The organism is Paenibacillus sp. JJ1722, from assembly GCF_048282685.1.
Classification (GTDB): Bacteria; Bacillota; Bacilli; order Paenibacillales; family Paenibacillaceae; genus Paenibacillus; species Paenibacillus polymyxa_B.
Map to the genome: position 1 here is coordinate 1,113,136 of NZ_CP182500.1, position 26,749 is coordinate 1,139,884.

Sequence of the window (26,749 nt, forward strand, 5' to 3'; positions counted from 1 at the left end):
ACCAACCAACCAAAGGCTTCTAATCGTTTTAACCTAACTCATCCCCATTAATATCATCGAGCAAAGTATAAGCCCTGTCCCGCACCCCGAAGTGTATACCTTGAGATGGCGGAACATGGATGTTTTCCAGGCTGACAGAGATTCATCGGAACGCAAACGCTCATTTTCCTCTCGTAATGCCTTGGATTGACGAATGAACAACTGTCTGATGTCGGCAAATCCCCGCAGGAAGAGGGTTAGAAAACCGCTTTGCAGAACGTGGAAGATTGCACCGATCACCAAGCCCAGCAACCCCAACAGGAATAGCAGATTTGCAGTAGCCATGTTTTCACGACCATACAAGAGATGGGGTGTGGCGTACAGAATTCCTAAAGTACCGACAATCAGGGCAGAGATCCCGAAACGTAAAATCATTATTTTTCGACCCGTTTCGCAAAGCGCAGGTCTGGGTTCGAACGAGCATCGAATACGATACCTTGAATCTTAGGACTGATTAATGCCGTGTCCGCAGAGAACTGGATCGGAATAATCGGCAGATCTTCCATCAATACGTCTTCTGCCTGATGGAGCTGTTCAAAGCGTTTTGCCGGATCAAGCTCAAAGGTTGAGGATTCGATCAGTTTGTCATACTCCGGGTTGCTCCAGTTGGTAAAGTTGTTCGAATTTTTGGAAGTATAATGCCCCAATACGCCGAGTGGATCCAGGAAGTTTCCTTCCCAGCCCATACGGGCGATCTGGAAGTTCTTCTGTTTAAAGGTATCAATGTACGTTTTCCATTCCTGATTCTCCAGCGTCACTTCAACACCCAGGTTTGTTTTCAGCATTTCCTGAATCGCTTCAGCTACTTTTTTATGCTTGTCCGAAGTGTTGTATTTGAAGGTGATCGGTGGCAGCTTGGTCAAACCTTCTTCTTTCAGACCTTCGGCCAGCGATTGTTTCGCTTTTGCAGCGTCAAACTCATAGTATTTTTTCGGTGCTTCATCACGGAAGTCTTTGCCGGATGGCGTTGTTGTTCCGTATGGAACATAGCCGTAAGCCGGAGTTTCGCCACCTTTGGTTACGCTGGTAGCCAGTGCTTCGCGGTCAATCGCGTAGGCGATGGCCTGTCTGATTTTTTTATTGTCAAACGGCTTTTGTTTTACGTTAAAAGAATAGGTGTACACACTGAAAGATGGATGCGACAGGAATTCCTTGTTGCTCTTTTCCTGATCCAGTGTATCCACGGGAAGGCTCAAAATCAGATCCAGATCGCCCGTTTTATACATTTGATAATAAGTTGTGGAGTCTTGAACCATTTTAAAATTAATCGTTGCCATCGTAATGGCATCTTTGTTCCAGAATTGATCGTTTTTAGCCAGCGTAATTTGCTCGTTATGTTTCCATTCCTTGGCTACATACGCACCGTTGCCGACAATTGTGCCCGCTTCAGCTGCCCATTTGTCATTTTTCTCAACAACCGATTGGTTTACTGGCAGATAGGCATGACCCACTGCGATCGTTGGGAAGAAGCTCAGCGGTGATTTCAGCTCAACTACAAGAGTTTTATCATCTTTGGCTGTAACACCCACGTCTTCAATTTTACCTTTGCCTGTGTTGTACGCTTCGGCACCTTTGATGTAGTAGAGGGCAGAAGGATCGTAGGCAGCTGTTTTCGGATTCAGTACCCGTTTCCAAGAGTATTCAAAATCCTTAGCTGTCAGTGGGTCACCATTCGACCATTTTGCACCATCACGGATAGTAAAGGTGTAGGTTTTGCCGTCAGGAGATACATCTACTTTGCTGGCAGCGCCTTCTACGATTTTACCGGCCTTATCGTATGTATACAGCCCTTCATACAAGTTATCAATCACAAAGTAGGACGTTGTATCTGATGCGAAAGCAGGGTCTAGCGTATAAGGCTCCCCACCTGCCAGATTGGCAGTAATTTCTTGCGGGATATCTGCTTGAGGCGCAGCGGACGGGGCGTTGCTTGCTGTTTTGTCCGTAGTACCAGAGCATCCAGCCAAAGCCGTTACGGCCAAAAGTAAGATGATCGTCATCCAATGCATTTTTTTCATCGTGGTTTTCCTCCATTACTGTGATTAGTTATGCCAAAAATAAGGTACACCGTACCGGGATTTATTCATCCTCCTTTCCCGCAGGTATGCCGCGTGTGCGCACTTCGATAAAGGAACTGCCGTTTTTCCTGCGGTTAGGCGAGAAGCTGCGGATCATGGTGACACCCCTCCTTGTCCAATTTGGATCTCTCTGTTGTTAATGTTGTGAGCGCGGGTCAAGTGCATCCTGAAGTCCATCTCCAAGTGTATTGAACGCCAGCATGGTGAGCGATATCATCAGTCCGGGGAAAAATAGGCGCCACCATTGACCGCTTAAAATAACGCCAAGTGAATCGTTAGCCATCGTCCCCCAGCTGGCCGAAGGAGACTGAATCCCCAGACCGAGAAAGCTCAGGAACGATTCGGCAAAAATAGCCGACGGAATAGTGAACGTCAAATTTACAATAATGATTGCCGCTGCGTTCGGTAGCAAATGTCTGAAGATAATACGCGAATGAGATGTCCCCAAGCTACGGGCTGCTAACACATATTCCTGCTGCTTCAGCTGTAAGATTTGCCCACGCACTACACGGGCCATACCGACCCAGCCAGTAATAGATAATGCAATAATCATCGTGAGCAGGCCTGGCTTCATAATGACGAGCAGCAGAATGATGACCAGCAGATAAGGAATACTATACAAAATTTCAATAATACGCATGAGAATGCTGTCGATCCGGTCGCCCGTTTTACCGTGCCCAGCACAATAGCCAGCAACACAGCCGACGAGAATGCCAAGCACCAAATCAATGGCAGCAGCGGCAAAGCCGATCATGAGTGAAATTCTAGCTCCGGCCCATGTCCGTGCCCATACGTCCCTCCCCAGATCATCCGTGCCAAACCAGTGCTCTCCCGAAGGAGAAAGATTCGTCTTCAAAAGGGATTGATCACTGGGTGCATAAGGAACCATGGAGGGTCCAACAATCGCCAGCACAATAATAATGATAAGTAGGGAAAGCCCCAACAGAGCAAGCTTGTTGTTAAAAAGTCTGCGTAGCCGATCCCGCCAGGGTGATTCTTTAGGTCTGGTCAACGTGGGGGTGGGGATCTGGCTGCGGTCTACAAGACTGAACAGGCTGTCCTTTTCGACAGTAGGTGCTGCTTTCATGTTAATCTCCTTTGCTGTCTAATTTGATTCGCGGATCGACAAGGCGATAGGATATATCAATTAAAAATAAAGTAACGACCAGAATGGCACTGTAGAAAATGGTCGTCCCCATAATCACTGGATAATCCCGGTTAAAGATACTGTCTACGAAGTATTTACCGATGCCGGGAATGGCGAATATTTTTTCAACGACAAAGGTACCTGTAATAACGGAAGCGAATAACGGTCCGATAAAGGACAGCACCGGAATCAACGCGTTGCGTAATCCGTGACGAATGACTACTGCCCAAGAGGACAACCCTTTTGCTTTGGCAGTGCGTATGTACTCCTCATGCATAACTTCCAGCATACTCGTCCGCATAAAGCGGGCGATAACGGCAAGCGGTGAAACAGCGAGAGCCAGCGAAGGAAGCACTGTATGCTGCCAGGTTCCCCATGAGGCGACCGGAAGCAGGTGCCATTGGACGGCAACATACTTGATTAACAGCGGTGCCAATATGAAGCTGGGTACGGAAATACCAACAATGGCGATAAACATCGAGATATAATCCAGTGGTCGATTATGGTGTAGAGCAGCCAGCGTTCCGAGCGAAATACCGGCAATAATCGCGACCACGATGGATTGAATACCCAGCAATGCAGAAGGTGGAAAACCTCGGGCGATAAGAATATTGACGTCCGTCGTTTTCGATTGAATAGACGGGCCCATATCCAGCACTAGCAGATTTTTTAGATACAGCACATACTGCACAGCGAGCGGCTTGTCCAGATTGTACCTGGCACGCATGTTTTGCAATACCGCTTCCGGGATGGTTTTGGAATCGTTCGAGAATGGATCACCCGGAATGATGTGCATGATGATAAACGTTAAAGTGACGATAATCCACAACGTTATGAACATCGTAAAAAGACGCTTTAAAATGTACATGGGGCTTTATTTCTCCTGTCTATCAAGCTGATTTACATACTATTGCTGCTGGAATTTTAAAATAAATAAAAGTATATAAGAATACTAGGAAATAATAAGACGGTTTAGGTGACATGTCAAGGTAAGGTTTTACATTATAGAACATCGGTCAAATTTTCGTCACAGGTTTTCCATTTATATAAAGCTAAGATTCCGCTTATTCCTCTCGACGAGTATCCTGCGGTGTGTTATGATGATACTCTGATAACGTGTTAACGAACTAAAGCGTTTGCCGCCTGTTCTTGGATACGGGGGTCATCATTGTTGGAGGGGAATAAGATGAGAAAAGCAGCCATGTTTACGATGTTAATTGGATTGATGATGATCGTGTTGGCCGGATGTTCCGGCGGTAAGGATGACAGTAAATTGATTATTGGAATTGATGATAAATTCGCCCCGATGGGCTTTAGAGATGAAAATAACAAGCTGACCGGCTTTGATATTGATTATGCGAAAGCGGCCGGGGAACAAATGGGTAAACAGGTGGAATTTCAGCCGATTGACTGGTCTGCCAAAGAATCCGAGCTGAACAGCGGACGTATTGATCTCATTTGGAATGGATACACCATTACGGATGAGCGTAAGGAAAAAGTGCTGTTTACGAAGCCATATCTGAAAAACAGTCAGGTGATTGTCATTCCGGCTACTTCCAGTCTTTCCAAGCTGGCTGATCTGGCGGGCAAAACGGTCGGACTCCAGACGCTGTCTTCAGCAGCCGATGCATTGGATGCGAATCCGATCAAAAGCAAGTTGAAGCCTGTGTCCGAGTACCCGGATAATGTTCTCGCTTTAACGGACTTGAAAACCGGACGTCTGGATGCGGTTGTCATTGATGAGGTCGTCGCCAAATACTATATGTCGAAGGAACAAGGGACATATAAGCTGCTTGATGAATCATTGGCCCCTGAGGAATACGGCATCGGTGTGAAAAAAGGGAATGAAGAGCTGTTGACGCAGCTGCAATCCGCATTGGATGAGTTGCACAAGAACGGAAAAGCTGCTGAAATTTCGAAAAAGTGGTTTGGTGAAGATAAAGTATTAAATTAATACGTAGTGTATTGAACTAAGGGTTTAGGAGTCGAAGGTTATGAGTATGGAATATATTTTACGAATTATGAAGCCTATGCTTGAAGGGGCACAGATGACGGTTATTTTATTTTTCATCACGCTCATCTTGTCTATTCCATTGGGTTTTATCGTTACGTTACTGGCCAAAAGCCGGATTAAGCCAATCGCCTGGCTGATGCATACGTACATTTATGTTATACGCGGCACGCCGCTATTGCTGCAATTATTGTTCTTTTGTTTTGGTCTGCCGATGCTGCCTGTCATTGGGGAGTATCTGGTAATGGACCGGACAACGGCTGCGGTACTGGCATTTGTACTGAATTATGCGGCTTATTTTGCAGAAATTTTTAGAGGTGGGATGTTGTCGATTGATAAAGGGCAATACGAGGCTTCGCAAGTGCTGGGCTTGAGCAAGTCGCAGACGCTGATTAGAGTCATTGTGCCGCAAATGGTACGGATTGCTTTGCCTGCGGTAACCAATGAGGCGACAACACTGGTAAAAGATACGGCACTACTGTATGCAGTAGCGGTACCGGAACTACTGCATTTTGCCAATACGGCTGTAAACCGTGATTTCTCGATTGTACCTTATGTTGTAGCGGCGGTTATTTATTTGTTGTTAGCTTTGGTGCTGACGCTATTCTTCAGGGCGCTGGAAAAACGTTTTAAATTCGAGTAAAAGGAATGTCGGGATATGAATACTAATGCAATAGAAGTTACCGATTTGAAAAAATCGTTCGGCAAGCTCGACGTTCTGAAAAGAGTGAGCTTTAACGTTAGAGCGGGCGAGGTTGTAGCCGTCATCGGTCCTTCAGGTTCAGGAAAAAGTACCATGCTCCGTAGTTTGGTACACCTGGAAGATGTGACGGGCGGAACGATCCGCATTCATGATAAAGCACTGGTGGAAAACGGTCAGTACGCTCCGGCAGGTGATATTAAGGGCATTACCACCGGTATGGGCATGGTGTTCCAGCATTTTAATTTGTTCCCTCACTTGACGGTGCAGGATAATCTGGAGCTGGCTCCGAAGCTGGTGAAAAAGGTGAGCAAGGCTGAACTGCGTCGCCAAAGCGCTGAGTTGCTGGCTAAAGTCGGATTGGCAGATAAAGCAGATGCGTATCCATCCCGACTGTCGGGGGGACAGAAGCAGCGTGTGGCGATTGCCCGGGCAATGATGATGAACCCTGATATTTTACTGTTCGACGAGCCGACCTCGGCCCTTGATCCCGAGCTGACGGGTGAGGTGCTGCGAGTTATCAAAAAGCTGGCTGAGGAACATATGACGATGGTCATCGTGACCCACGAGATGAATTTTGCGAGAGATGTGGCGGATCGTGTCATTTTTATGGATAATGGAGAAATCGCGGAATCCGGTACACCAGAGCAGATTTTTGGAAATCCGCAGCTGGAGCGGACGAAGGTATTTTTGAATCGGGTGGAGGCTTAAAAAAATAGTTGCTTGTTAGAGTGTGTGTCGGGGAGGCGCTGCGCGTGCAGATTGTTCTTTCGAACGCACATGCTTCTTCAGAACAATTCTGCCCGCTCCGCTCACCGACCACCTTTGCCGCAACAAGTTTTTAAGCAGGAAGTGTGGGAGAAGAATAAAAGCAAGGGAGATGGCAAGCGCCATCTCCTTTTTTTTGTAGTTGTAGGGTATGCGAAACGTGTAGCAACATGAGGAAATATAGAATGTAAGCTCTCAAAAAGCTGGTTTAACAAGGAGTAAAAAACCTTAATGATTCTTATGTAAAAAGTCATGACGTTAGGTATTATTATTTTTTAATCTTTACATACCTACCGAAGGTATGTAAAATAAAAGATACCTACCGAAGGTAGGTTTTAAATGATGAGAGGATGAGTCGATCATGAATAAATCTCGCAACGAAATCATCTTTACGTTAATCATCAATCTTGTATTGCCTTATTTGACTTATCGCCTGCTAATTCCGTATACGAGCAGTGTGGTGGCTCTGTCTATCGCTGCTCTTGTACCACTATGCGACTCGATCTACAGCCTTATACGGACCCGTAAAGCAGATGTGTTCTCTGGCTTTATTTTTCTTGGTCTGATTCTTGGCGTCGTGGCCGTTCTCTTGGGCGGTGATGAACGCTTTATTTTGCTACGGGAGTCTTATGTGACCGGTATTATGGGGGTGGTGTTTCTAGGTTCGCTGCTCTTTGGTCGACCATTAATTTATTATTTTGCGGAAAGATTCACAGGCCATAATCCTCAGATGAACGATAAATGGGAGAAACTTCCCCGCTATCGCTTTAATTTCCGCCTGATAACGGCGGTGTGGGGACTCAGCCTGCTGCTGGAAGCCTTCATCAAAGTAGTGCTGGTATACTCGTTGTCCATACCGACCTTTCTGGCCGTATCCTCGTTCTTCACTTACGTGATTATTGGTTTGACGATCTGGTGGAATATTGGTTTCATTAAACGAATAAAAAGACAGACAACCGGGAGGTAAAAGATTATGCAAGACAAAGCGATGAACGACAGTCTAAAAAAGCTGCTTGAGATTGCCGAAGAGATGATTATGGAGAAAGGCTGTCGGGCGACGACACTACAGGATATTGCGGATCGCAGCGGACTGACTAAAGGAGCCATTTACCATTATGTCAAAAGCAAAGATGAATTGTTCGGTATGATTCTGGAGGCGGGAATGGAGAAAACCAATCAGCGTTTTTTTGAATCTGTCGCCCGGACTCCCGCAGGACCAGAAGGAATCAAGTCCCCGCTTAACACCTTAACTGAACGGCTTCGTAACATCGGCAGTGGGGACAGCGCTACCAGCCTGATTTTTATCTATCTACTCAGCCAACAGGATAAGCCCGCCGTGGCAGGAATTCTGAAACGTTATCATGAAGCATCTATCCTCACTGCCAAAACGTGGATCGAAGTCGGACAGCAGAATGGAGCTATCCCTATTTCAATCGATGCGGACAGGACAGCTCGGATGTTCACCGTGTTCAAGAACGGACTGCAAGTTCAGCATAACATAGTGACCGATGGCGATAAAATCAACGAACTGGAAATTTACGAGTTCTTGATGAATGCGCTGGGGGGCGCAGGCAGAGGCTAGTGAGCCCCTCCATTCGTTTTGTTATCCCCGGATATTACCTTTAAATTTATATTTATTGAGGAAAAATCTAGGGATAACAGCGATCGGAACGGGTAATTTGCATGCGTAGCGGGTTCACCACCATAACTCCTCCATCATCTATCTATTACGATCAACAATTTCTTTGTCCTCGCTAAATACTTCAATCATCGTTAATGCCCCCGCCCGGTACCCGTGAATGAATGCTGCTGCGGAGTGCAGGGAAGTTGACTCGCTTAATAAATCAAACATGACTTCAATTGACTCAAACTCGACTGCTGGTAATTTGCTTTTCAACATCTCCATGAGATCACTAATTTTTTGATTCACTTTTTGAGATTCAGGGTCGGTTGAATTTATCTGTTCACTGGGACGCCAATTCCCATAATACATATCCTCCAAAATCATTTTCATCATGCCTCCTTATGAATACTGATTATTTATATAAGTTGAGCTAAAGATGTACATACGGCGCCACTACGCGGTCGGATGGTGCTTCCCATCGCTGTTGTGCCCGGATTTCTTAATCAAGCTAAGAAGGTTGAAATCCGGCCACAAAGGCGAACGCTATCGCTTGTACAGCACCATTCCGCCCACTCCGTTCTTATTCCACTTGTTATACTCTTTAAATAAATTTATGCGAAAAACGCATAAAAATCAATATGCAGTTTTCGCATGGAGTAAACTTTGCTTGGGTGATGAGCAATGTATAAGAGAATTCGCGATTTACGTGAGGACAAAGACTTAACACAACAGACCATGGCTGAATTATTACATATCTCACAAACGACCTACTCTCGATATGAAAATGGGACCTTGGACGTTCCCAGTGTCGTCTTAATCAAATTGGCAGATTTCCACAAGGTAAGTATCGACTTTATTCTTGGTCAGACAGATGATCCTGAACGTTGTACCGGTAAAAAGAATAGCATGCAAAATAAAGCTCTATGATGACCGCAGGAGCTATATTTCAATATTCTGTTATATGCTTCGTTGGGAAATATACACTTTAATAAAACGAATTTAGGAGAATCCGTCTGTCCCCATTAAGAGCTTTTGCATATGAAGGGACAACTCAAGATTTCAAGGTAAAGTTGAAGATAAATAAATTTTATGCGAAAAACGCATAAAAATCAATATGCAGTTTTCGCATGGAGTAAACTTTGCTTGGGTGATGAGCAGTGTATAAGAGAATTCGCAATTTACGTGAGGACAAAGACTTAACACAACAGAGCATGGCCGACTTTTTAGGTATCTCACAAACAACCTATTCCCGATATGAAAATGGGAATCTGGACGTCCCAAGTGTGGTCTTAATCAAATTGGCAGATTTCCACAAGGTGAGTATCGACTTTATTCTTGATCAGACAGATAATCCTAAACGTTACAGGTAAAAAGGCATAACATGCACAGCAAAAAAAGCTCCCGTGATGATTCACAGGAGGTTTTTTGCTGGAATTATTCATTAAGTCGTCCCATCATAACTGTGTTGAGGTAATTACCATCGGACAGAATTTTGTCCTTTTTTAATATGCCTTCGCTCTCAAACCCCAGTTTTTTTATACTGAATTGCACTCCTTAAAATTGACATTGGAAAAACTCCATATGGGAAACCGACGGGACTGACCCCAGTTGCCATTGGCAGCTTTTTGGTTTTAACGATATAAGTTCTTGTCTTCAGCTTGGGACAAGAACTTATATTGTTTCCGATTAGATGAATATCTAAAAAATCCGACATAAAAATAGATTCGCATATTGCTCGAATAATTAAAAGCAGCGAAGACCTTCTTCCAACGTTACGAAACTCGATTACCCTTCAACGGCTTCTATAAAATTCAAAGAGAGCTAAACATAATAGAGTTAAAGCTTTAATTTGCTAGGTTTATATGCAAACGCTATCATTCTATAATTTACACATAAGGGAGGTAAAAGTAAAAAAACGGGATATGCACAGATAAGAGATGTGTTACAAACAGAATCAACTAACAAGCAGGTGTATGGGACAAACACAAAAATTTTAGGAGGTAGATTATGTTTAATTTTAGTAAGAAAATGATGACGGTAGTTCTTGCAGCTTCCATGAGTTTTGGGTTGTTTGCAACAACCTCAAGTGCAGCGACAGACTATTGGCAAAATTGGACCGATGGCGGTGGGACGGTCAATGCTGTTAATGGATCAGGCGGTAATTACAGCGTAACATGGAAGGATACCGGGAATTTTGTTGTCGGGAAAGGCTGGACTACTGGATCACCAAACAGAACGATTAACTACAATGCCGGTGTCTGGGCGCCGTCCGGTAATGGATACTTGGCTCTCTACGGGTGGACGAAAAACTCACTCATCGAATATTATGTCGTTGATAGCTGGGGGACTTATCGACCTACCGGAACGTATAAAGGTACGGTGACCAGTGATGGGGGCACATATGACATCTACACAACAATGCGATACGACGCCCCTTCCATTGAAGGCGAAAAAACGACGTTTATTCAGTACTGGAGTGTTCGACAGTCGAAGAGACCGACCGGGGGTAACTCCACGATCACTTTCAGCAACCACGTGAAAGCATGGGCGAGCAAAGGAATGAATCTGGGGAATAGCTGGTCTTACCAGGTGTTAGCAACAGAGGGGTATCAAAGTAGTGGGAGTTCTGACGTAACGGTGTGGTAATCACTCAACCACAAGCTGTTCAACGAACAGGCGCGGTTGGGACTGTCTCACGGGATAAGCGGGTTTTGAGAGCTGTCTGATAGATAGGGTTTAAATGAATCGATCATAAGTGATTTGACTTGGTAAATTAAGCGCAAAAAAGGCACGTTTTCAGTTTTGAAAATGTGCCTTTTTTGCCATTAATTTAAAGTCGAAATGGCAAACGTAACAATGCGTGTCATCTGCTTAATTTGCGCCCTTCTTTGTCGAGAAACAACAGTTCGTAGTATTTTTTTGGTCGCCCTTTACTGTTGTCTCGTTTTTCAAATACCGTTTGTACGTATTTACTTTCTTCAATTTTGTTAAGGATACGGTTTGCACCTCTGACGGTCATGGACAGGCATTGAGCAACATCCTCAGAGGATAATTTATTTGTTCTCATGATTTCTGCGTAGGACATGATTTTTTGCAAGTTAATGTTGTTTATTCCGATAGTTTTGGCTAACGCGATGATTTCCGGGTCCCCCTGTTCAGAGAACTGTATGACATTCATGCTCCGCATTGGGCCGATAACCTTCTGATCCTCGTTTATAAAAAAGCTGCAGCTGCCCGTAAAGGCTTCCGCCTGTCTGTGAGCTTTGGTGGCGTTAATGTTAGCTTGAAAATATTCATGCCCTGAGCCCCACCCGATCTTCACCTTGTCGCTTATGCGCTCTTCCAGATACTCCAGCAGGGTGCAGTTATGCGCGTTAGAGGTGATTTTTATGAAATTTCCATAGGTGGTGTATAGTCTGACAAAGCCTTCCGAAATTTGGGCCGTGTCTGCCAGATTCACGCTGCGCAGAAATCTGCCGACAAGGACCTTTAGCTCATGAAGCTGCTCTTCAGATGGCGGTTCCGCCGTTTTGGTCGATAAGCATGCGACAACTGCCCTCTGACTCTTAAGCTTGAGGATGGTAATCTCGTTGATGATCTCTCTTATGGTCTCTTTAACGTTTTCCAAAGTGGGCCGGATTAAGATATATCTGACTCCGTGCTTTTTGAGTTCTGGAACAAAGTGGCCGAACGCCGTGATGGACAGGTCTATTTTCTTATCTTCCCACAGAGTGATATGGTTTTCGAGCATTGTTTCCACCCGTTCGAGCAGATCGTCGTTGTTAATGGGCTTTCCCTCATGAGTCAGGTATTGTTGGAATTCACTGAAAGAATCGATAATATACGCATAATCCACATAGATCCTAGATATATCAAGCTCAGGATATGTAACCAGTAGCCGGAAAAGTTCCCTATATAGAAGGTTTTCATTATCCTGCAAAATGTGAATAGGTACTTTTTCATCCAAGCATTCCTTATCAATTGACTCGTAAAGCATCCTGCCACTGATAACAAATCCATCTACCGAACCTAAGTTTTTAAGATATATGTCTTTTGTTTCCCGGAAGTTGTTGATCGTAAGAAAACGGAACTGACATACCGACCGCATTTCTTCTTCAATGGCGCGGAAATAGTCCATATGGGTCTCAGGCGTGATAATACCCAGCTTGATTTTCATGGTAGATTCCTTTCATAAACAGTTCAATCAAAAGAGTTATATCACAATAAATGTGATATTTCAATGTTCCGGTAGCCTCCAAAAAAAAGCGTTCTTAAAATGTCTTATTTTCTCTTTACATTTAATAAATTTAAAAGTACGATAAAATTGTTCTTAAAAAGTCTTAAAATAAGAAGGGGGGGATGTTTACTCTGTTCTTACGTTCATTCAATTTGTGTTTTGGGAGATGTTCATTGTGATTGAAGAAGCTGGAGACTTTTTGAGTATGGCCCATCAGCTGCAGGAAAAATTGGTCATGTACAGGCATCATCTGCATGCGATTCCGGAACTTGATTTAAGTTTGCCCAGGACAACTGCCTACGTAAAAGAGGTGTTGGAGTCGATGAGTCTTAAGCCCACTCCCGTAGGAGAATCAGGTCTAACGGTTACGATCGGCGGACAACATGCCGGGAAGGTGATTCTTATTCGTGCGGATATGGATGGGCTGCCCATTCAAGAAGAAACGGATATTTCTTTTGCGTCGTTGAATGGAAACATGCATGCATGCGGTCATGACTTGCATACTTCCATGCTGTTGGGAGCTGCGGAGATCCTGAAGGCAAACGAAGAGCAGCTTCGCGGGACGGTTAAGCTTATGTTTCAGCCGGGTGAAGAGACTCTGCACGGGGCAAAGATGATGCTTGAGAATGGGATTCTCGAAAATCCTAAAGTGGATGCAGCCATGATGCTTCACGTGTTGACTGGAATGCCAATTCCTGCCGGGCAATTTGTAGTGCCTGAGGCCGGAGAAGCGATTTCAGCTTCTTCTGATTGGTTCGAAGTAATCATCCGCGGAAGGGGCGCACATGGAGCGATGCCTAGTGCCGCAGTAGACCCATTAAATGTAGCTGCTCATCTTCATCTGGCGCTGCAGGGGATCGTAAGCCGTGAAATTTCGCCAATGGAGAGTGCAGTTCTTACAATTGGAGTGATGGAAGGTGGAAGTACAAACAACGTGATTCCCGATACTGCCAGAATGAAAGGCAGCGTACGCACATTTAACGCCGCATTGCGGGATGAAATGGAAACCCGTATCCACGAAATTTCTGCAGGTATTGGAGTAACTTTTCATGCAAAGGTGGATGTGATTTATACCAGGGGCTGTCCTGAGGTGAAAACGGAAAGCGGGCTGAACCATCAAATGAGAACTACTATTGCCAACACTTTTGGCGCCAGTTCCTTTATCGGTATAACACAATTGATACCCGGTGGTAAATTAATGGGATCAGAAGACTTCGCATTTGTATCACAAGCGGTGCCAAGTACCTCAGTGTTTATTAACGCAGGCAATACCGAAGAAGGTTATGGTTACCCTATGCACCATCCAAAGACGATGTTCTCGGATGAGGTACTTTATAAAGGGGCTGCGGCATACGCTGCTTTCGCCAGAGATTGGCTTGAAAGTAATAGATAATATCTAAACAAAACTAGGAGGAATTGAAATGACTGAGCGACGTATGATTGGACCAACAAAATTTGAAGAGTACTCGGTGAAGTACAAAGACTTTCTATTAATGACCCGTCGTGACGGAATAATTGAAGTGCGGTTGCACACCGACGGAGGGCCGTATCAACATTCTTGGGAAGCCCATACTGCATGGTCCCATGCATGGTCAGATATTGGCCGTGACCCTGAAAACGAGGTAATGATCATTTCTGGAACAGGGGATAAATGGGTAATAGGGAACCCTGATGTCTGGAATACAAAATTTATGGACTGGCCGAAGCAAAAGAAGCTCGAACAGTATCATGAATCGCTGAGACTGCTTGAAAATTTGATATTCTGCATTGACATCCCCACAATAGGGGCGATCAATGGGCCGGGAACGCATTGTGAACTCGCAACTCTCTGTGATATTACTATTTGTACAGAAGACGCGGACTTTTTTGATCCTCATTTTCTGGGAGGCACACCTCCCGGAGATGGAATGTTACTCACGCTGCAGAACATGATAGGTTTCAAGAAAGCAGCATATTACGCTTACACTGGCAAGAATATCAATGGTCAAACCGCATTGGACCTAGGCATAGTTAGTGAAGTCCTCCCCCGCGAAAAGCTCCTTCCACGTGCTTGGGAACTTGCGGAGATGATCATGCAGGCACCACGTTCAACGAGACATCTCTCACATTCAATTATATCCCGTCCATGGAAACAAGCCTTGGTCAGTGATCAAGGGTTCCAGCTTGCTCACCAAATGTTCGATATGGCTATTGATGAAGAAGGTGCTCTTGAGAGACTGATGAAGATGCAAGGACGTCTAATGGGCAACGAAGTTCAATAGAGATATGGCGGGACCTACAAGATTCGAAAAATATTCGGAGAAGTACAAGGACTTGTTCTTCATGACTCGCCGTGACGGCATACTCGAAGTGCGTATGCACACTCGCGGGGGACCTCTTCAATTTGACTGGGCGACCCAAACTGCATATGGCAATGTATGGTCAGATGTTGGCCGTGACCCTGAAAATGAGGTGATGATCCTTACAGGGACAGGAGATTTGTGGCAAATAGGCAATCCTGAAGTCTGGACAACAAAATTCATGGATTGGCCGAATAACCGGAAACTGGAATTATATCATGAATCGTTGAGAATGATTGAAAATATGATCTATTGCATCGACATCCCCACAATTGGGGTGATCAATGGTACAGGCTCACACTGGCAAATGGGAACGCTTTGTGATATTACCATTTGTGCTGAAGGCACAGAGTTTTTCGATGCTCATTACCTAGGCGGTGTACCGCCTGGAGATGGAATCGTCTTAGCACTTCAAAATATACTGGGAATCAAGAAAGCGGCATTTTGCGCATACACGGGTATGAATATTAATGCACAAGCGGCATTAGACCTCGGTCTGGTTAGTGAGGTACTGCCTCGTGAAAAGCTTCTTCCACGTGCGTGGGAACTGGCAGAGATGATCATGCAGGCACCTCGCTTTGTAAGACATCTTACTCATTCGATTGTGTCGCACACATGGAAAAAAGCCCTTGCCAACGATCAAGGTCTCCAGCTTACTCACCAATTGTATGACATGGCCATTGATGAAGAGGGTGTTCTTGAGAGGCTGATGAAAATCAAGGAACGTTTTCAGAGGAACGAGCGATAGTTTAAACGATGCCGAACGTTTATATTGGTCAAGCAGTAGGAAGATCTTATGCCAAAGAAAACTGAAAACTGAGAAAGGATGTAAGGGTGCTATGAAATCTTTGACAGAACTCTATAAGGTTGGCAGTGGACCATTCAGCCCCCATACAATGGGGCCGGAGAAAGCCGCCAGAATCTTCAAATCAGAAAATGAGGATGCCGAACGATTCAAGGCATTGATTTATGGTTCCCTTGCAAAAACAGGCAAAGGCCATATGACGGACAAGGCCATTATTAAAGCACTGTCACCATTTCCAACGGAGATTGAATTTGTTCCACACGCAGATTTTATTCTGCCCCATCCCAATACCATTGATTTTTTTGCTTACAAAGACGGGCGGCAAACAACATCCATGCGTGCTGTAAGTATCGGCGGCGGGGACATCGTTATTGAGGGACGGGAGGAGATGCTGGCGCCCGATGTCTATAGGGAGAATAGTTTTGTATAAATTAGTAAAATTTGTAAAGATAACAATATCCGCCTAAGCGATTACGTCGAGCAGTGTGAAGGCAAACAGATATGGGATTTTTTCTATGGGATTTGGGAAGCGATGAAGCATTCGGTCAACGAGGGGCTTTCAGTCACAGGTATTCTGGAAGGCGGTCTCCATGAGAACGCAAGGCGCAATTTCTTTATAATCAGCGGCATATTGATGAGAGCCCGGAGACGCGGGAAAACAGGATTGTCAGCGCATATGCTTTCGCGGTCAGCGAACAAAATGCCGCCGCCGGTGCAATCGTAACGGCCCCGACCTGTGGGGCCAGTGGTGTCATGCCGGCCGCGCTCCTTTATATGCAGCAAAAGAAGCATGTCTCGGACGAACAGATCCCCCGGGCTCTGGCAGTAGGCGGGCTCATTGGCAATCTGGTCAAGCAGAACGCCTCCATCAGCGGTGCTAAATGCGGCTGCCAGGGGGAGGTTGGCACTGCTTGCTCTATGGCATCGGCTGCACTGGCAGATCTGTCTGATATGGGTATCGACCAGATTGAGTATGCAGCGGAGGTTGCGTTGGAGCACCATTTGAGGTTGACCTGTGATCCTATTAACGGACTTGTTCAGATCCCTTGCATCGAGCGGAACGCCGTGTGGCTGAAAAGCCTGTGCAAACATTGGGCCGCAAGCGAGATCACACGCGGGATGATAAAATCCTTGAGGCGACAATCGACATCCTCGCCGATACGAGTTTCGATGGTATGACAATGGACATGGTCGCGGCTCGAGCAAAGGCTGGGAAGGCGACGGTTTACCGCCGCTGGTCTTCCAAGGCGGAGTTAGTCCGAAACGCCTTGGCCTGGATGAATCGAAATCATCTTGAGCTCGAAAGCTTGCCTGATACAGGAACCTTGCGCGAAGATCTCCTCGTGCTTTTGAAGCCGCAATCGATCGCGGAAGAAGAACGAAAATTTCGAGTCTTAGCGGGTCTAGGCTCCTTTTTGCAGCATCCGGAATTTGCCGAAGCAGGAACAGCCGGGATTTTCGAGCCATGGGTTGTTGTGAACCGCGAGCTTATGAACCGAGCCGTCGTCCGCGGTGAAATTCCCGCTCACGCGGACATTGAGATGGCTTGCCAGGTCATTACTTCAATGGCTTCCTTTCGCGGACTCATCCAGCGCAAACCGTTCGACAAGCCTTTCTTCATAGCGCTAATCGATGGCATTCTACTGCCTGCACTCAAAAACCCGCAAACAGCTCCAAATATCATGGACAGATGATGACGAGGCGCTTACCAGAAGAATCTACAAGGTGGATCAATCACAGAAATGATTCAACTAACGGGAAACAATATTTGAATTTAGAACAGGGTTTGAAAAGTGAAATATAAGGGATTAGGAGGCACGGGTTTGCTCGTTTCGAAGTTTGCGCTGGGAACGATGATCTTCAGAGGTAAGAACTTTCCGATGAGTGTGGCGATGGGGGCGCTGAATAAGCAAGATCGTGCAGGTAGGGGGCATTTTCCTTTTTTAAATGACAATTGCCCTTATTCCCCGTCCACGTACCTAAAAAAGGCAGGATCGGGGAGTGTCCTTATCCTGCCTTCTTGGGTGTTATATGTTTTCTACTGTACTAACTTATCCAATTCTGGCTGCAATTTGGTCCGCAAAACATACAACATGATGGCACCAACAAGGAATGCGACCGCATCCGCAATGACAAGCGACCAGACCACCCCGTGGAAGCCGTTCATTTGATTGGCGATAAACAACACAGGAATCAGAGTAATCCCTTGAATAATTGACATAATAAACGCGGCAGTTCCTTGCGCTGATGCTTGGAAGATCCCGGTAAACAATGTGGTCATTCCTGTAATGAACAAGGATAGGAACGTCACATGTAGAATGTAGCTGCCCATTCCAATTAATTGCGAGTCATTTGTAAATAAACCAATTAAGTGGTCGGAAATCAAATAGACGATAATGCCGAATACGACTGCTAACGCCACAATCACTTTGATCGTAAATCCAATGGTATTCTTCATGCGTAATTTATTCGCTGTGAAAGAGAAGGCAATCAACGGCACGACTCCCTCGCATAAGCCCATCAGAATAAACTCAGGAAATTGCAATAAACGTGATGAAATTCCGTAAGCCGCTACGGCCTGATCCCCGTATTCGACAAGAAAATGGTTAAAGATGAGCGACATTGCACCCAAAAAGATACTCATAATAAAGACGGGAACTCCGATTTTGAATACATTGCTCAGAATGTCCTTGGTAGCCTTGAACCATTTTACGGAGACGGTTAAGAATTGGCTCTTATATCCCATATGGAAGGCGTAGAATGCACTCGCAACCAAGTTAGAAATGACCGTAGCAGACGCAACGCCGATCACATCCCAATGGAGCACGAAGATGACTAACGCGTCGAGAATAATATTTATAACAACACTGAGAATCATACCGATCATCGACGTGATTGCTGCACCCTCCGAACGCACGATATTCTCCAGTGTGAAGAATAATACGACGAATGGTGAGCCAATAAGCATAATCGTGACATAGTCCTTCGTGAATCCGAAGGAGCCAGACGTTGCTCCCAGGCCATGAACGATTGGATTGATCAACGGGAGACCTACGGCCATCACGATAAGACCGAGAACTAAACTGCTGTAAAAGGCGAATGAAGACACATGCTTTACCTCATCATATTTTTTCTCACCTAGCAAACGGGAGATGAATGTACCGCTACCCATGCCAATCAAATTGCCTAGCGCCATAATGATTGCGAATAACGGCAGGGTTAGTGCAAGTGCGGTTAACATAGCAGTATTGTGAAGTGTACCAAGAAAATAGGCATTCAAGATGGAATAAATGACGCTCATTGACGTGCCTAGCATCATTGGTATAGCGAAATGAGCTACGGCTTTTGCGATCGGTGCTTTTTCAAAGTAATGGAGGTTTTCTGCATCCATGCGGATCACTACTTTCTTTATTTATTTTGCCTTTCAGTCTAACACTGTTAGGTTGTACCTTACAGTGTTAGATGGTATCATGAACCAATGAACCTGTAAAGCATAAACTTACACTGTTAGATAAAAGGGCGGATGACATGAAAAAGCAGCAACCTCAGATTTCGGAGGATAAGATTTTGGAAACCTCGTGGGAGCTTCTTGGAGAGGAGGGCATCGAGAAATTAAGCATGAGACGATTGGCCGACAGGTTAGGGATTCAGGCTCCCTCTCTGTACTGGTACTTCAAGAGCAAACAGCATCTCTACCAGCGTCTGGCCAACCAGGTATCGAAAATGATTCTGGAAGAGTTCCACTCCGAGGGGGAATGGAAGGAGCAGCTGACGGGGCTTGCGGTAACGGTACGGAGCGTGCTCAGCCGATATCCCTGCTCCACGCAGCTCATGATGATGACGCTGCCCCACGAACCGGACATCATCCGGTTCACCAACCGTATGCTGCTCTGCGTGGAATCGACGCCGCTTGAGCAAGAGCAGAAAATGCAAGTGGTTACTACGCTTGTGAACTATGTCTTCTATTTCGTTCTAGACGATTATCAGCATGAGCGTAATGTCTCCGCTATCTTTAAGGACCAGAAAGCGCATCCGGGTGAGGAGATGATTCGCCTTCTGGACTCCATGAGCGAGACGGATGTGGGACTGTTTCGGAGGATGTTCACGAACGGGCTGTTCAATCTGATGGGAACCGACGGGGCGTTTGAGTTCGGCTTGAAGCTGATTCTGTTGGGGATTGAGCAGGTGATAAAGGAGCAGGAAAGTAGTATGTAAAAACCGCCCATCCGGTTATTGGATGGGCGGTTTCAATTAGGTTATGTTTACCCTAAATTGTTAGTGAATTTATAATCTTCTGCCTGTAGGTTTGCCGAAATCAAAGGAGCTGATCATATGCTTGTCCTTACTCATGCGGAAGAACTAGCAACTAGCATCCGACAGTTTTGTCACAGGTGAGAACCATCCGTGAATAGATTGGGTATCTCTTGAATCAAAGTATTATAATGAGGTGATAAGAAGTTTTGAACCTTAAGAGCAACCCGGAAGAAACATCTTGGTGCTTGGAAGCGGCGGATGAGTGAAAAGCGTTTGTTTACAGATAACATCAACACGATGTCTCTTAAGCATGTCTATACCAAGACCTTACATTCGGAGCAGTTGAATTGACGTACCGCCCATCAAAAGAAGATTAACGCTTTTCACCAAAAATCAGGAAGTGTTTATTGAATTAAAGGGACACGTTAGTTCAATAAAACAGCGGCAGGCTCAGACTGATAAAAATAAAGTCCGAGCCTGCCGCTGTTTTATATTGGAGCCAGTCATATAATTATAATCCGGAGCCTGACGGTAAACTATACCCAGCTACCTTGTATCCCACAGACGGTTCTTGCGAGCTGTTACTCTGAAAATAAAGCATCCGTTGCAACCGGATGAAGGATAGGCAGTGGCTGAAGGGAGATGGTCCGGTCGAGATGAACAAACGCATCATAACGATCCGTCATGCTGGAAGGCACATAATTGCCGAAGCTTTATTGGCTTACTAACACAATCGGGTCGTCAACGCGGATATATTATGAAAATTCACATTCTCTGCCGCCATTAGGCTATATAAAAGTACCAACTGGGGTTGCATTATTCCGTGTTTCCTTTTAAAAGATATCCGTCGACAATGAAACCCGAACCAGGGAAATTATCTTTAGGAAAGGTCACGATCGCGCATGTTTGATCTTCATCATAATTTTGCGTTACTCTCGCCCAGAAGGTTGACGATCCTGTACGTAAGAGAATGGAGGCCTCCTTCTGTTTTCACATATAAGCAGATAACATACGAATGGTTGGCATTGTACTTATAACGTCTGGCCGGCCACCGTGAGATTCAACCATTTCTACTTCAATGATTTCTCCGGTTTGTACAAGAGATTTGATGACGTTTCCGCAAGTCGCCACGCTTAAACCGGTAATGTTAGAGACCGATGAAGTTGTTCCATGCTGCATTGACTTTAACTTGTTTTTACCAATTATACATTAAATTGTTAACTCGAATCGAGTTGTGTGGTAGATTTGGCAACTTGATCCTTATTTTTATATAAGTTATTATAAGTCATATAATATTAGATAATAAAAAGAATGTTAGGTATAAAGTCAGACGAAAGGGAGTGCTTGAGTGACTTTAAAAGAGCAATTGAGAAGCGGAGAAATGTACAACGATTATTCGGAGGCGTGTAGTGCTGCAAGACACAAAGCGTCTAAATTAACCAAGCTGTACAATAACAGCGATGATAAGCAGGAAAGAAAAGAAATCTTAGACAAGCTGCTAGAGAAATGCGGAGAAGACGTCCATTTTGCGAATGATTTTCGCTGTGAATTTGGGTTCAACATTACGATTGGCAATCACTTTTTCGCAAATTATGATTGCGTGATTTTGGATTGCGCGGAAGTTATGATTGGTAATGATGTTTTGTTCGGGCCTCGAGTTGGAATCTATTGCGCGAATCATGCAACAGATGCCGTTGAACGCAGAAATGGTGGTTGTTATGCGAAACCAGTAACCATAGGAGACGATGTATGGATCGGCGCCGGTGTTCATATTAATCCTGGAGTCTCAATCGGTAGCAATTCGATCATTGGTTCCGGGAGTGTCGTAACTAAAAACATCCCGGCTAATGTTATAGCTGCCGGTAATCCCTGCCGAGTGATTCGAGCTATTACCGAAGCCGATAAAACCGGATTTATGGATGCATGACAAAACCGATAGGTGGGATCATAAAAGAAGACTGCTGAAGTAAGCTTCAGGCAGTCTTCTTTGTGTTTTCTTTTCGAGGCGGCCCAAGGATATTTAAAAATAAGGAGAGGAATGCGAGTTTTTTCTACTTAAAATGATGCCCGCTAAAATTTCGCATAACGTCGTTATGCCTTCACGAAGCAATTCCTGACTGACGAACGAAAAACTTAATCGGATATGATGATTCTCATGTTCAACAGAGAAGCAGGAGGATCCCGGCAAAAAGGAAATTCCCTTTTTATTGGCTTCTGCTAGAACAAGATGCGATTGTACCCATTCCGGAAAGCTAAGCCACAGATTAAGTCCTCCTTGTGGCACCATCCAAGACACTTCTTTCGGGCAGCGCTCTGACAGAATTTCAAGCGCTAAATCGCGTCTTATTTTCAGTGTCGTTCTTAAGTTTTGCATATGACTTTCTACAATCGAAGGCTCGAGAAAAGGAAGCAGTATTTTTTGAGTCACCAATGGAGTACCTAAATCCGCGTTAGCTTTTGCAGCTAACACTCGCTTGAAAATAGAACCTGAAGCCGATAAAACGCCGATCCTACAGCCGGGTGCCAATATTTTACTCAATCCTTTTAAATAAATAACATGTCCATATTCATCCATGCTTTTAATTGGAGCAGGGGGGTGCTGATCATAATAGATTTCGCCCCAAGGATCGTCTTCGATAATAAGTGTTTGTGTATTTTGCGCCATTTCCAGAAGTTTCCTTCTTCGCTTATGGCTCATTAAGACACCGGTCGGATTATGAAAATTCGGAATCGTATAAATAAGTTTAGGATGATGTTTATCAAATAATTGCTGCAAAATATCCAAACGCATTCCTTCTTGGTCGAGAGGAACGGTTAGAATCGTAACGCCTCGATTTCGGAAAATATCGATAGCTCCGGGATATGTCGGAGCTTCAAGAATCACAACGTCCCCAGGACCTACGAATGTTCGAGCAATTAAGTCAATTCCTTGCTGCGAACCGTTCGTGACCAACAAATTTTCAATTTGCGTGTAAACGCCTAGACCGCTTAAATATTGCTGCATAGCGAGCCTAAGTTGTTGATCGCCCTGAGTATGACCGTATCGCGATAAAAAGGTTCCATCTTCTTGAATCAAGTGTTCAAACGCCGTTTTCAAATGTTGGTTAGGAAGCAATTCGGGATCGACCATGGAAGAAGCCAAGTGAATTTTTTGCGGCACATGATGAAATTGAGCGAGTTGGGAGCGCGGTAAATAATCCGGAACCGACAATTGCCAGTCCTGAGTTAATGGTTCTTCGATGCAGGCAGTCTCAATATCATTGTTTTTTTTACGGACAAATGTCCCGCTGCCTTGTACGGAATAAAGAAAATTTTGCTGCTCTAATTCGCGATATGCTTTGACTACTGTTAATAAACTGACATTAAGCTGCTTGGAGAGTACTCGAACAGAAGGCAATTTTTCACCTTCCTGCAGGAAACCGGATAAAATTTGATCAATCACGGCCAGCACAATTTGCCGAGTAATTGAAATCCCATTGTTTCGCTGAATATAGATGTGCATACGAAACCACCTCAAGTGTTATATCATCTAGTTGATTGTTATACATATAAGTCCTTTATAATGTCTACATTGTTTCATCATAACATAACACTTTAAGTGTTATTAGCGAAAAAAGGAGGAGAAGGATGAGATACTATGTAGTAGATGCTTTTGCGGAAAAGGTATTCGAAGGGAACCCTGCGGGCGTATGTATTTTGGAAGAATGGCTTCCGGAAGCAACGATGCAAAGCATCGCAACCGAAAATAATCTTTCTGAAACGGCATTCGCTGTTAAAGAAGGTGAAGATTATCGGTTAAGATGGTTCACACCGGCAGCAGAGATTGAGCTATGTGGACATGGGACTTTGTCTACTGCTTTTATTCTCGCCCAGTTTTATGAGCCAAACAGCAACAGGTTTGTTTTTCATACGTTAAGCGGGATCCTGACTGTTTTGAAAAAACAAAATCTGTTTGAATTGGATTTCCCGAATCGGCTTCCGGAATCTTTTGCTTTGACTCAGGATATGGTCGATGCGCTCGGAGTCACTCCTATAGAAACCTATTTAGGTCGTGATCTGATGTTTCTATTAGAAAACGAGGATCAAGTTCGTCAGTTAACCCCGGATTTTTCGAAGCTTAAACAGCTGCCGGATGGGCTAGGGGTCAATGTGACATCTCAAGGCAGTCAGTTCGACTTTGTCTCGCGAAGCTTTTTCCCAAAACTTAATGTCAACGAAGATCCGGTATGCGGTTCGGCTCATTGTAATTTGATTCCATTCTGGGCAGGACGATTAGGGAAGAACGAATTGGTGGCTCGGCAGGCGTCCCCTAGAGGAGGCACTTTGTATTGTCGTCTGGAAGGCGACAGAGTCGTGATGGGCGGTACAGCAGTTCTCTATGCTACATCTGAACTGCATCTCGATCACCTATAAAAAAACCTGAACGGACTAAAATAGCAGTTCAGACCTTTTTTTATTCGTATGTATTGAGTAGAGGAGTATCCTGAAATGAAATTGCATTATGGATGGATTGTACTATTTGCCACGTTCTTTGCGCTGTTTGCTGTCCAAGGCGTGCGATTGGCTTTTGGCGCATTTATTATTCCATGGGAGAACGAATTTTCCCTGGACCGAAGTATGACTTCTTTGATTTCGACCGTCAGTTTTATCGTGTATGGCCTTTCTCAACCTGTTGTGGGACGACTAATCGATCGATACGGCGCGAGAATGATTGTGATAGGGAGCACGGCTTTAGTTGGAGTAAGCGTCATATTGACTGCTATGACTCAGCAATCATGGCAGTTATTTTTATTGTATGGTTTCTTTGTTTCCTTAGGCGTAGGGGGAGCTTCCAATGTAGCAGCTGCAGCAATCGTGACGAAATGGTTTACAGCTAAGCGCGGTTTTGCTTTGGGGATCGTGGAAGCGGGTTTCGGAGTCGGGCAAATGATCATGGTTCCGGGCTCTCTTTTGCTCATTCAAGTTATGGGCTGGCGAGGGACGGTTGTCGTACTGGGATTGTTTTTATTGCTTTTAGTCGTGCCGGTGGTTGTTTTTTTATTACGAAATCAACCTGCTGATAAAAATCTTTCGCCGTATGGCGGCGTCAATGAACAAGGCGATACCGTAGCTGAAAACAAAAATTCTTCCCTATGGAGTGTTTTTGCCGATTATAAGTTTTGGTTCATTATTATGCCATTCGTCATCTGCGGTTTTACAACTACGGGATTAATGGATACCCACTTGATTCCTTTCGCACATGACCATGGGTTCTCAACTCAAGTCACCGGGAGTGCGGTCAGTATCTTAGCCGCTTTTAACATTGCCGGCATCATACTGTCAGGATATTTGGCCGATCGCTGGAGCAGTCGTCGAATGCTGATTTTCTTTTATAGTGTTCGCAGTCTGTCTTTAATTCTTTTACTGGTCAGTCACGAACCGGTATTGCTGCTTATATTCGCGGCAGTATTTGGATTAGTCGATTTTGCAACAGTAGCGCCTACTCAACTGCTGGTTACCAAGCATTTCAACAAACATCGGGTAGGATTTATTATTGGATGGTTATTTTTGGGGCATCAGGTAGGTTCAGCTTTAGGGTCGTATATTCCAGGGTTACTATATTCTCATCATAACAGCTATTCCAGCGCATTTTACGCGGCTATTTTTCTTCTGGTTTTGGCCGTTATAATGACTTATCTATTACCCAAGAAAGAACTTGCTTCCTAACTTCAATACTTCATTTTCAGGAGAATATTCATGAAGCAAACCGTGGATTTTATAAACATGAAGCAGCGCGAAGAAAAAATCGTTGTGCTGACTGCCTATGATTATCCTTCTGCTAAGCACGCAGAACAGGGTAGCGTAGATATCATTTTGGTTGGCGATTCTCTCGAGATGGTGGTACTGGGTTACGATTCCACCGTCCCGGTTACGCTTGAAGATATGATTCATCATACTAAAGCAGTTAAACGAGGGGCAAAGAACACATTTATTATGGCGGACATGCCCTTTCTAAGTTATCACCTTACGGTGAAGGACACCTTAATCCATGCCGGCCAATTGGTCCAAGAAGCCGGTGCCCATGCTGTAAAACTTGAAGGAGCCGGTGAGGTTATCGAACATATTGCTGCATTGACGAGAGCCGGAATTCCTGTCTGTGCCCATTTGGGCCTGACGCCGCAGTCTGTCGGTGTCTTAGGTGGCTATAAAGTGCAGGGGAAAGATGCCCGATCTGCTCAACGTCTTCTGGAAGATGCGAGAAAGTGCGAAGCTGCCGGTGCCTTTGCTTTATTGTTGGAATGCGTGCCGAAGCAGCTGGCTGAAAAGGTTGCCAAGTCCTTGACTATACCTGTAATCGGGATCGGAGCTGGCTTGAATGTGGATGCTCAAGTTCTCGTTTACCATGATATTTTAGGCTACGGTGTTGAACGTGTGGCCAAGTTTGTGAAGTCTTATCAAAAACTAGATGCTTCTATATCAGAATCCATTCAGGCCTATGCAGCAGATGTGCGAACCAAACAATTTCCTGAAGAAATCCATTCGTTCAACATGAAGGAAGAGGAATTAAAAAGAGTTTATGGAGGCAAGGAATAAAACAAGCAGTGATTTGTGAAGGGTAACCGGTTTTGAAATTGAAAAATGAGAAGTTAAGGAACAGCAGTGCCAAACAGGCACTGCTGTTGTTAGTTTCACCTGTTCTAAAAAGTATACTTTTAGGAACGGTTCTAAATTAGTTTATTTCACGTTCCAAAATGTTTGTAAATTATT

Annotated in this window: 27 protein-coding genes and 1 pseudogene; 19 read left to right on the top strand and 9 right to left on the bottom strand. The window is 44.7% G+C overall.

Translation table 11 applies throughout. The features are described 5' to 3' along the window. Nucleotides 1-33: 33 nt before the first annotated feature. The 4 genes from ACM1ND_RS05090 to ACM1ND_RS05105 all read right to left on the bottom strand — a co-directional run bounded on the left by ACM1ND_RS05090 (nucleotide 34) and on the right by ACM1ND_RS05105 (nucleotide 4,132). The gene (locus ACM1ND_RS05090; RefSeq protein ID WP_071559137.1) at nucleotides 34-414 is read right to left on the bottom strand and encodes a DUF3899 domain-containing protein; all 381 of its coding nucleotides are present in this window, start codon (nucleotides 412-414) and stop codon (nucleotides 34-36) included. Then, nucleotides 414-2,057 (bottom strand): peptide ABC transporter substrate-binding protein, encoded by a 1,644-nt coding sequence (locus ACM1ND_RS05095; protein WP_418027159.1) that lies wholly within the window; start codon nucleotides 2,055-2,057, stop codon nucleotides 414-416. Before ACM1ND_RS05095 ends, ACM1ND_RS05090 begins: the two co-directional genes overlap by 1 nt. Nucleotides 2,058-2,253: 196 nt before the next feature. Further along, nucleotides 2,254-3,204, bottom strand: coding sequence for an ABC transporter permease (locus ACM1ND_RS05100; RefSeq protein WP_053324730.1), 951 nt, complete (start codon nucleotides 3,202-3,204; stop codon nucleotides 2,254-2,256). A 1-nt stretch (nucleotide 3,205) separates the two neighbouring features. After that, entirely contained in the window at nucleotides 3,206-4,132 is a 927-nt protein-coding gene (locus tag ACM1ND_RS05105) for an ABC transporter permease (protein WP_068938753.1), read from the bottom strand. Nucleotides 4,133-4,450: 318 nt separating this feature from the next. On the opposite strand from ACM1ND_RS05105, the gene ACM1ND_RS05110 reads away from it, so the two are divergent. The 5 genes from ACM1ND_RS05110 to ACM1ND_RS05130 all read left to right on the top strand — a co-directional run bounded on the left by ACM1ND_RS05110 (nucleotide 4,451) and on the right by ACM1ND_RS05130 (nucleotide 8,325). Beyond that, nucleotides 4,451-5,218, top strand: coding sequence for an amino acid ABC transporter substrate-binding protein (locus ACM1ND_RS05110; RefSeq protein ID WP_068938752.1), 768 nt, complete (start codon nucleotides 4,451-4,453; stop codon nucleotides 5,216-5,218). Nucleotides 5,219-5,258: 40 nt separating this feature from the next. Further along, nucleotides 5,259-5,918, top strand: coding sequence for an amino acid ABC transporter permease (locus ACM1ND_RS05115; RefSeq protein ID WP_013308988.1), 660 nt, complete (start codon nucleotides 5,259-5,261; stop codon nucleotides 5,916-5,918). Nucleotides 5,919-5,933: 15 nt separating this feature from the next. Continuing rightward, nucleotides 5,934-6,686, top strand: a complete 753-nt coding sequence (locus tag ACM1ND_RS05120; RefSeq protein ID WP_076161254.1) for an amino acid ABC transporter ATP-binding protein — start codon at nucleotides 5,934-5,936, stop codon at nucleotides 6,684-6,686. A gap of 418 nt (nucleotides 6,687-7,104) precedes the next feature. Continuing rightward, a complete protein-coding gene (locus tag ACM1ND_RS05125) occupies nucleotides 7,105-7,710 on the top strand; it encodes a VC0807 family protein (protein WP_053324732.1) in 606 nt (201 codons plus the stop codon). A gap of 6 nt (nucleotides 7,711-7,716) precedes the next feature. Continuing rightward, nucleotides 7,717-8,325 carry a TetR/AcrR family transcriptional regulator gene (locus ACM1ND_RS05130; protein ID WP_023987215.1) on the top strand — a complete coding sequence of 203 codons (609 nt, stop codon included), beginning with the start codon at nucleotides 7,717-7,719 and terminating at the stop codon, nucleotides 8,323-8,325. A gap of 138 nt (nucleotides 8,326-8,463) precedes the next feature. Here ACM1ND_RS05130 and ACM1ND_RS05135 read toward each other — a convergent pair whose 3' ends face one another. After that, complete coding sequence (locus ACM1ND_RS05135; protein WP_023987216.1) at nucleotides 8,464-8,751, bottom strand: DUF6809 family protein; 288 nt, start codon at nucleotides 8,749-8,751, stop codon at nucleotides 8,464-8,466. Between the two features lie 297 nt (nucleotides 8,752-9,048). Here ACM1ND_RS05135 and ACM1ND_RS05140 point away from each other — a divergent pair, with 297 nt between their 5' ends. Both ACM1ND_RS05140 and ACM1ND_RS05145 read left to right on the top strand, forming a co-directional pair. After that, a complete protein-coding gene (locus ACM1ND_RS05140; protein ID WP_023987217.1) occupies nucleotides 9,049-9,294 on the top strand; it encodes a helix-turn-helix domain-containing protein in 246 nt (81 codons plus the stop codon). Between the two features lie 230 nt (nucleotides 9,295-9,524). After that, nucleotides 9,525-9,737, top strand: a complete 213-nt coding sequence (locus ACM1ND_RS05145; RefSeq protein ID WP_023987218.1) for a helix-turn-helix domain-containing protein — start codon at nucleotides 9,525-9,527, stop codon at nucleotides 9,735-9,737. A 64-nt stretch (nucleotides 9,738-9,801) separates the two neighbouring features. On the opposite strand, the pseudogene ACM1ND_RS05150 reads toward ACM1ND_RS05145, so the two are convergent. Next, nucleotides 9,802-9,903, bottom strand: a pseudogene (locus ACM1ND_RS05150) (GNAT family N-acetyltransferase); the annotation flags it as partial. 471 nt (nucleotides 9,904-10,374) lie between these two features. Here ACM1ND_RS05150 and ACM1ND_RS05155 point away from each other — a divergent pair. Beyond that, entirely contained in the window at nucleotides 10,375-11,013 is a 639-nt protein-coding gene (locus tag ACM1ND_RS05155) for a glycoside hydrolase family 11 protein (RefSeq protein ID WP_023987219.1), read from the top strand. Nucleotides 11,014-11,230: 217 nt separating this feature from the next. Here the strand turns inward: ACM1ND_RS05155 and ACM1ND_RS05160 are convergent, their stop codons facing one another. Further along, nucleotides 11,231-12,544, bottom strand: a complete 1,314-nt coding sequence (locus ACM1ND_RS05160) for a transcriptional regulator (RefSeq protein WP_338533287.1) — start codon at nucleotides 12,542-12,544, stop codon at nucleotides 11,231-11,233. Nucleotides 12,545-12,770: 226 nt separating this feature from the next. Here ACM1ND_RS05160 and ACM1ND_RS05165 point away from each other — a divergent pair, with 226 nt between their 5' ends. The 6 genes from ACM1ND_RS05165 (at nucleotide 12,771) to ACM1ND_RS05190 (ending at nucleotide 17,442) form a co-directional block, all read left to right on the top strand. After that, nucleotides 12,771-13,997: a M20 metallopeptidase family protein gene (locus ACM1ND_RS05165; RefSeq protein WP_034095150.1), complete on the top strand. Its 1,227-nt coding sequence runs from the start codon at nucleotides 12,771-12,773 to the stop codon at nucleotides 13,995-13,997. 28 nt (nucleotides 13,998-14,025) lie between these two features. After that, complete coding sequence (locus ACM1ND_RS05170; protein ID WP_023987222.1) at nucleotides 14,026-14,865, top strand: enoyl-CoA hydratase/isomerase family protein; 840 nt, start codon at nucleotides 14,026-14,028, stop codon at nucleotides 14,863-14,865. Between the two features lie 61 nt (nucleotides 14,866-14,926). Beyond that, nucleotides 14,927-15,691, top strand: a complete 765-nt coding sequence (locus ACM1ND_RS05175) for an enoyl-CoA hydratase/isomerase family protein (RefSeq protein ID WP_226887840.1) — start codon at nucleotides 14,927-14,929, stop codon at nucleotides 15,689-15,691. Between the two features lie 91 nt (nucleotides 15,692-15,782). Further along, a complete protein-coding gene (locus tag ACM1ND_RS05180) occupies nucleotides 15,783-16,178 on the top strand; it encodes a serine dehydratase beta chain (protein WP_023987224.1) in 396 nt (131 codons plus the stop codon). A 287-nt stretch (nucleotides 16,179-16,465) separates the two neighbouring features. Further along, entirely contained in the window at nucleotides 16,466-16,927 is a 462-nt protein-coding gene (locus ACM1ND_RS05185) for an L-serine ammonia-lyase, iron-sulfur-dependent, subunit beta (protein ID WP_231118758.1), read from the top strand. Then, nucleotides 16,924-17,442: a TetR/AcrR family transcriptional regulator gene (locus tag ACM1ND_RS05190; RefSeq protein WP_418027164.1), complete on the top strand. Its 519-nt coding sequence runs from the start codon at nucleotides 16,924-16,926 to the stop codon at nucleotides 17,440-17,442. Before ACM1ND_RS05185 ends, ACM1ND_RS05190 begins: the two co-directional genes overlap by 4 nt. 344 nt (nucleotides 17,443-17,786) lie before the next feature. On the opposite strand, the gene ACM1ND_RS05195 is transcribed toward ACM1ND_RS05190, so the two are convergent. After that, nucleotides 17,787-19,139: an MATE family efflux transporter gene (locus tag ACM1ND_RS05195; protein WP_023987228.1), complete on the bottom strand. Its 1,353-nt coding sequence runs from the start codon at nucleotides 19,137-19,139 to the stop codon at nucleotides 17,787-17,789. Nucleotides 19,140-19,276: 137 nt separating this feature from the next. On the opposite strand from ACM1ND_RS05195, the gene ACM1ND_RS05200 reads away from it, so the two are divergent. Together ACM1ND_RS05200 and ACM1ND_RS05205 are read left to right on the top strand one after the other, a co-directional pair. Continuing rightward, nucleotides 19,277-19,963 carry a TetR/AcrR family transcriptional regulator gene (locus ACM1ND_RS05200; protein WP_023987230.1) on the top strand — a complete coding sequence of 229 codons (687 nt, stop codon included), beginning with the start codon at nucleotides 19,277-19,279 and terminating at the stop codon, nucleotides 19,961-19,963. A gap of 1,387 nt (nucleotides 19,964-21,350) precedes the next feature. Further along, a complete protein-coding gene (locus ACM1ND_RS05205) occupies nucleotides 21,351-21,929 on the top strand; it encodes a sugar O-acetyltransferase (RefSeq protein ID WP_023987231.1) in 579 nt (192 codons plus the stop codon). Nucleotides 21,930-22,022: 93 nt separating this feature from the next. On the opposite strand, the gene ACM1ND_RS05210 is transcribed toward ACM1ND_RS05205, so the two are convergent. Next, the gene (locus ACM1ND_RS05210) at nucleotides 22,023-23,504 is read right to left on the bottom strand and encodes a PLP-dependent aminotransferase family protein (protein ID WP_339201514.1); all 1,482 of its coding nucleotides are present in this window, start codon (nucleotides 23,502-23,504) and stop codon (nucleotides 22,023-22,025) included. Between the two features lie 125 nt (nucleotides 23,505-23,629). Here ACM1ND_RS05210 and ACM1ND_RS05215 point away from each other — a divergent pair, with 125 nt between their 5' ends. From ACM1ND_RS05215 to panB, 3 genes are all read left to right on the top strand, one after another. Then, nucleotides 23,630-24,415 (top strand): PhzF family phenazine biosynthesis protein, encoded by a 786-nt coding sequence (locus tag ACM1ND_RS05215; protein WP_339201515.1) that lies wholly within the window; start codon nucleotides 23,630-23,632, stop codon nucleotides 24,413-24,415. A 75-nt stretch (nucleotides 24,416-24,490) separates the two neighbouring features. Continuing rightward, the gene (locus tag ACM1ND_RS05220) at nucleotides 24,491-25,708 is read left to right on the top strand and encodes an MFS transporter (protein ID WP_254349106.1); all 1,218 of its coding nucleotides are present in this window, start codon (nucleotides 24,491-24,493) and stop codon (nucleotides 25,706-25,708) included. A 30-nt stretch (nucleotides 25,709-25,738) separates the two neighbouring features. Further along, a complete protein-coding gene (panB, locus tag ACM1ND_RS05225; RefSeq protein WP_023987235.1) occupies nucleotides 25,739-26,575 on the top strand; it encodes a 3-methyl-2-oxobutanoate hydroxymethyltransferase in 837 nt (278 codons plus the stop codon). Nucleotides 26,576-26,749 lie beyond the last annotated feature (174 nt).

Excerpts from the sequence above, each read along its gene's own strand:
- ACM1ND_RS05090 (WP_071559137.1), bottom strand. The coding sequence starts at position 414 with ATGATTTTACGTTTCGGGATCTCTGCCCTGATTGTCGGTACTTTAGGA.
- ACM1ND_RS05095 (WP_418027159.1), bottom strand. The coding sequence starts at position 2,057 with ATGAAAAAAATGCATTGGATGACGATCATCTTACTTTTGGCCGTAACG.
- ACM1ND_RS05100 (WP_053324730.1), bottom strand. The coding sequence starts at position 3,204 with ATGAAAGCAGCACCTACTGTCGAAAAGGACAGCCTGTTCAGTCTTGTA.
- ACM1ND_RS05105 (WP_068938753.1), bottom strand. The coding sequence starts at position 4,132 with ATGTACATTTTAAAGCGTCTTTTTACGATGTTCATAACGTTGTGGATT.
- ACM1ND_RS05110 (WP_068938752.1), top strand. The coding sequence starts at position 4,451 with ATGAGAAAAGCAGCCATGTTTACGATGTTAATTGGATTGATGATGATC.
- ACM1ND_RS05115 (WP_013308988.1), top strand. The coding sequence starts at position 5,259 with ATGAGTATGGAATATATTTTACGAATTATGAAGCCTATGCTTGAAGGG.
- ACM1ND_RS05120 (WP_076161254.1), top strand. The coding sequence starts at position 5,934 with ATGAATACTAATGCAATAGAAGTTACCGATTTGAAAAAATCGTTCGGC.
- ACM1ND_RS05125 (WP_053324732.1), top strand. The coding sequence starts at position 7,105 with ATGAATAAATCTCGCAACGAAATCATCTTTACGTTAATCATCAATCTT.
- ACM1ND_RS05130 (WP_023987215.1), top strand. The coding sequence starts at position 7,717 with ATGCAAGACAAAGCGATGAACGACAGTCTAAAAAAGCTGCTTGAGATT.
- ACM1ND_RS05135 (WP_023987216.1), bottom strand. The coding sequence starts at position 8,751 with ATGATTTTGGAGGATATGTATTATGGGAATTGGCGTCCCAGTGAACAG.
- ACM1ND_RS05140 (WP_023987217.1), top strand. The coding sequence starts at position 9,049 with ATGTATAAGAGAATTCGCGATTTACGTGAGGACAAAGACTTAACACAA.
- ACM1ND_RS05155 (WP_023987219.1), top strand. The coding sequence starts at position 10,375 with ATGTTTAATTTTAGTAAGAAAATGATGACGGTAGTTCTTGCAGCTTCC.
- ACM1ND_RS05160 (WP_338533287.1), bottom strand. The coding sequence starts at position 12,544 with ATGAAAATCAAGCTGGGTATTATCACGCCTGAGACCCATATGGACTAT.
- ACM1ND_RS05165 (WP_034095150.1), top strand. The coding sequence starts at position 12,771 with ATGTTCATTGTGATTGAAGAAGCTGGAGACTTTTTGAGTATGGCCCAT.
- ACM1ND_RS05170 (WP_023987222.1), top strand. The coding sequence starts at position 14,026 with ATGACTGAGCGACGTATGATTGGACCAACAAAATTTGAAGAGTACTCG.
- ACM1ND_RS05175 (WP_226887840.1), top strand. The coding sequence starts at position 14,927 with ATGACTCGCCGTGACGGCATACTCGAAGTGCGTATGCACACTCGCGGG.
- ACM1ND_RS05180 (WP_023987224.1), top strand. The coding sequence starts at position 15,783 with ATGAAATCTTTGACAGAACTCTATAAGGTTGGCAGTGGACCATTCAGC.
- ACM1ND_RS05190 (WP_418027164.1), top strand. The coding sequence starts at position 16,924 with ATGACAATGGACATGGTCGCGGCTCGAGCAAAGGCTGGGAAGGCGACG.
- ACM1ND_RS05195 (WP_023987228.1), bottom strand. The coding sequence starts at position 19,139 with ATGGATGCAGAAAACCTCCATTACTTTGAAAAAGCACCGATCGCAAAA.
- ACM1ND_RS05200 (WP_023987230.1), top strand. The coding sequence starts at position 19,277 with ATGAAAAAGCAGCAACCTCAGATTTCGGAGGATAAGATTTTGGAAACC.
- ACM1ND_RS05210 (WP_339201514.1), bottom strand. The coding sequence starts at position 23,504 with ATGCACATCTATATTCAGCGAAACAATGGGATTTCAATTACTCGGCAA.
- ACM1ND_RS05215 (WP_339201515.1), top strand. The coding sequence starts at position 23,630 with ATGAGATACTATGTAGTAGATGCTTTTGCGGAAAAGGTATTCGAAGGG.
- ACM1ND_RS05220 (WP_254349106.1), top strand. The coding sequence starts at position 24,491 with ATGAAATTGCATTATGGATGGATTGTACTATTTGCCACGTTCTTTGCG.
- panB (WP_023987235.1), top strand. The coding sequence starts at position 25,739 with ATGAAGCAAACCGTGGATTTTATAAACATGAAGCAGCGCGAAGAAAAA.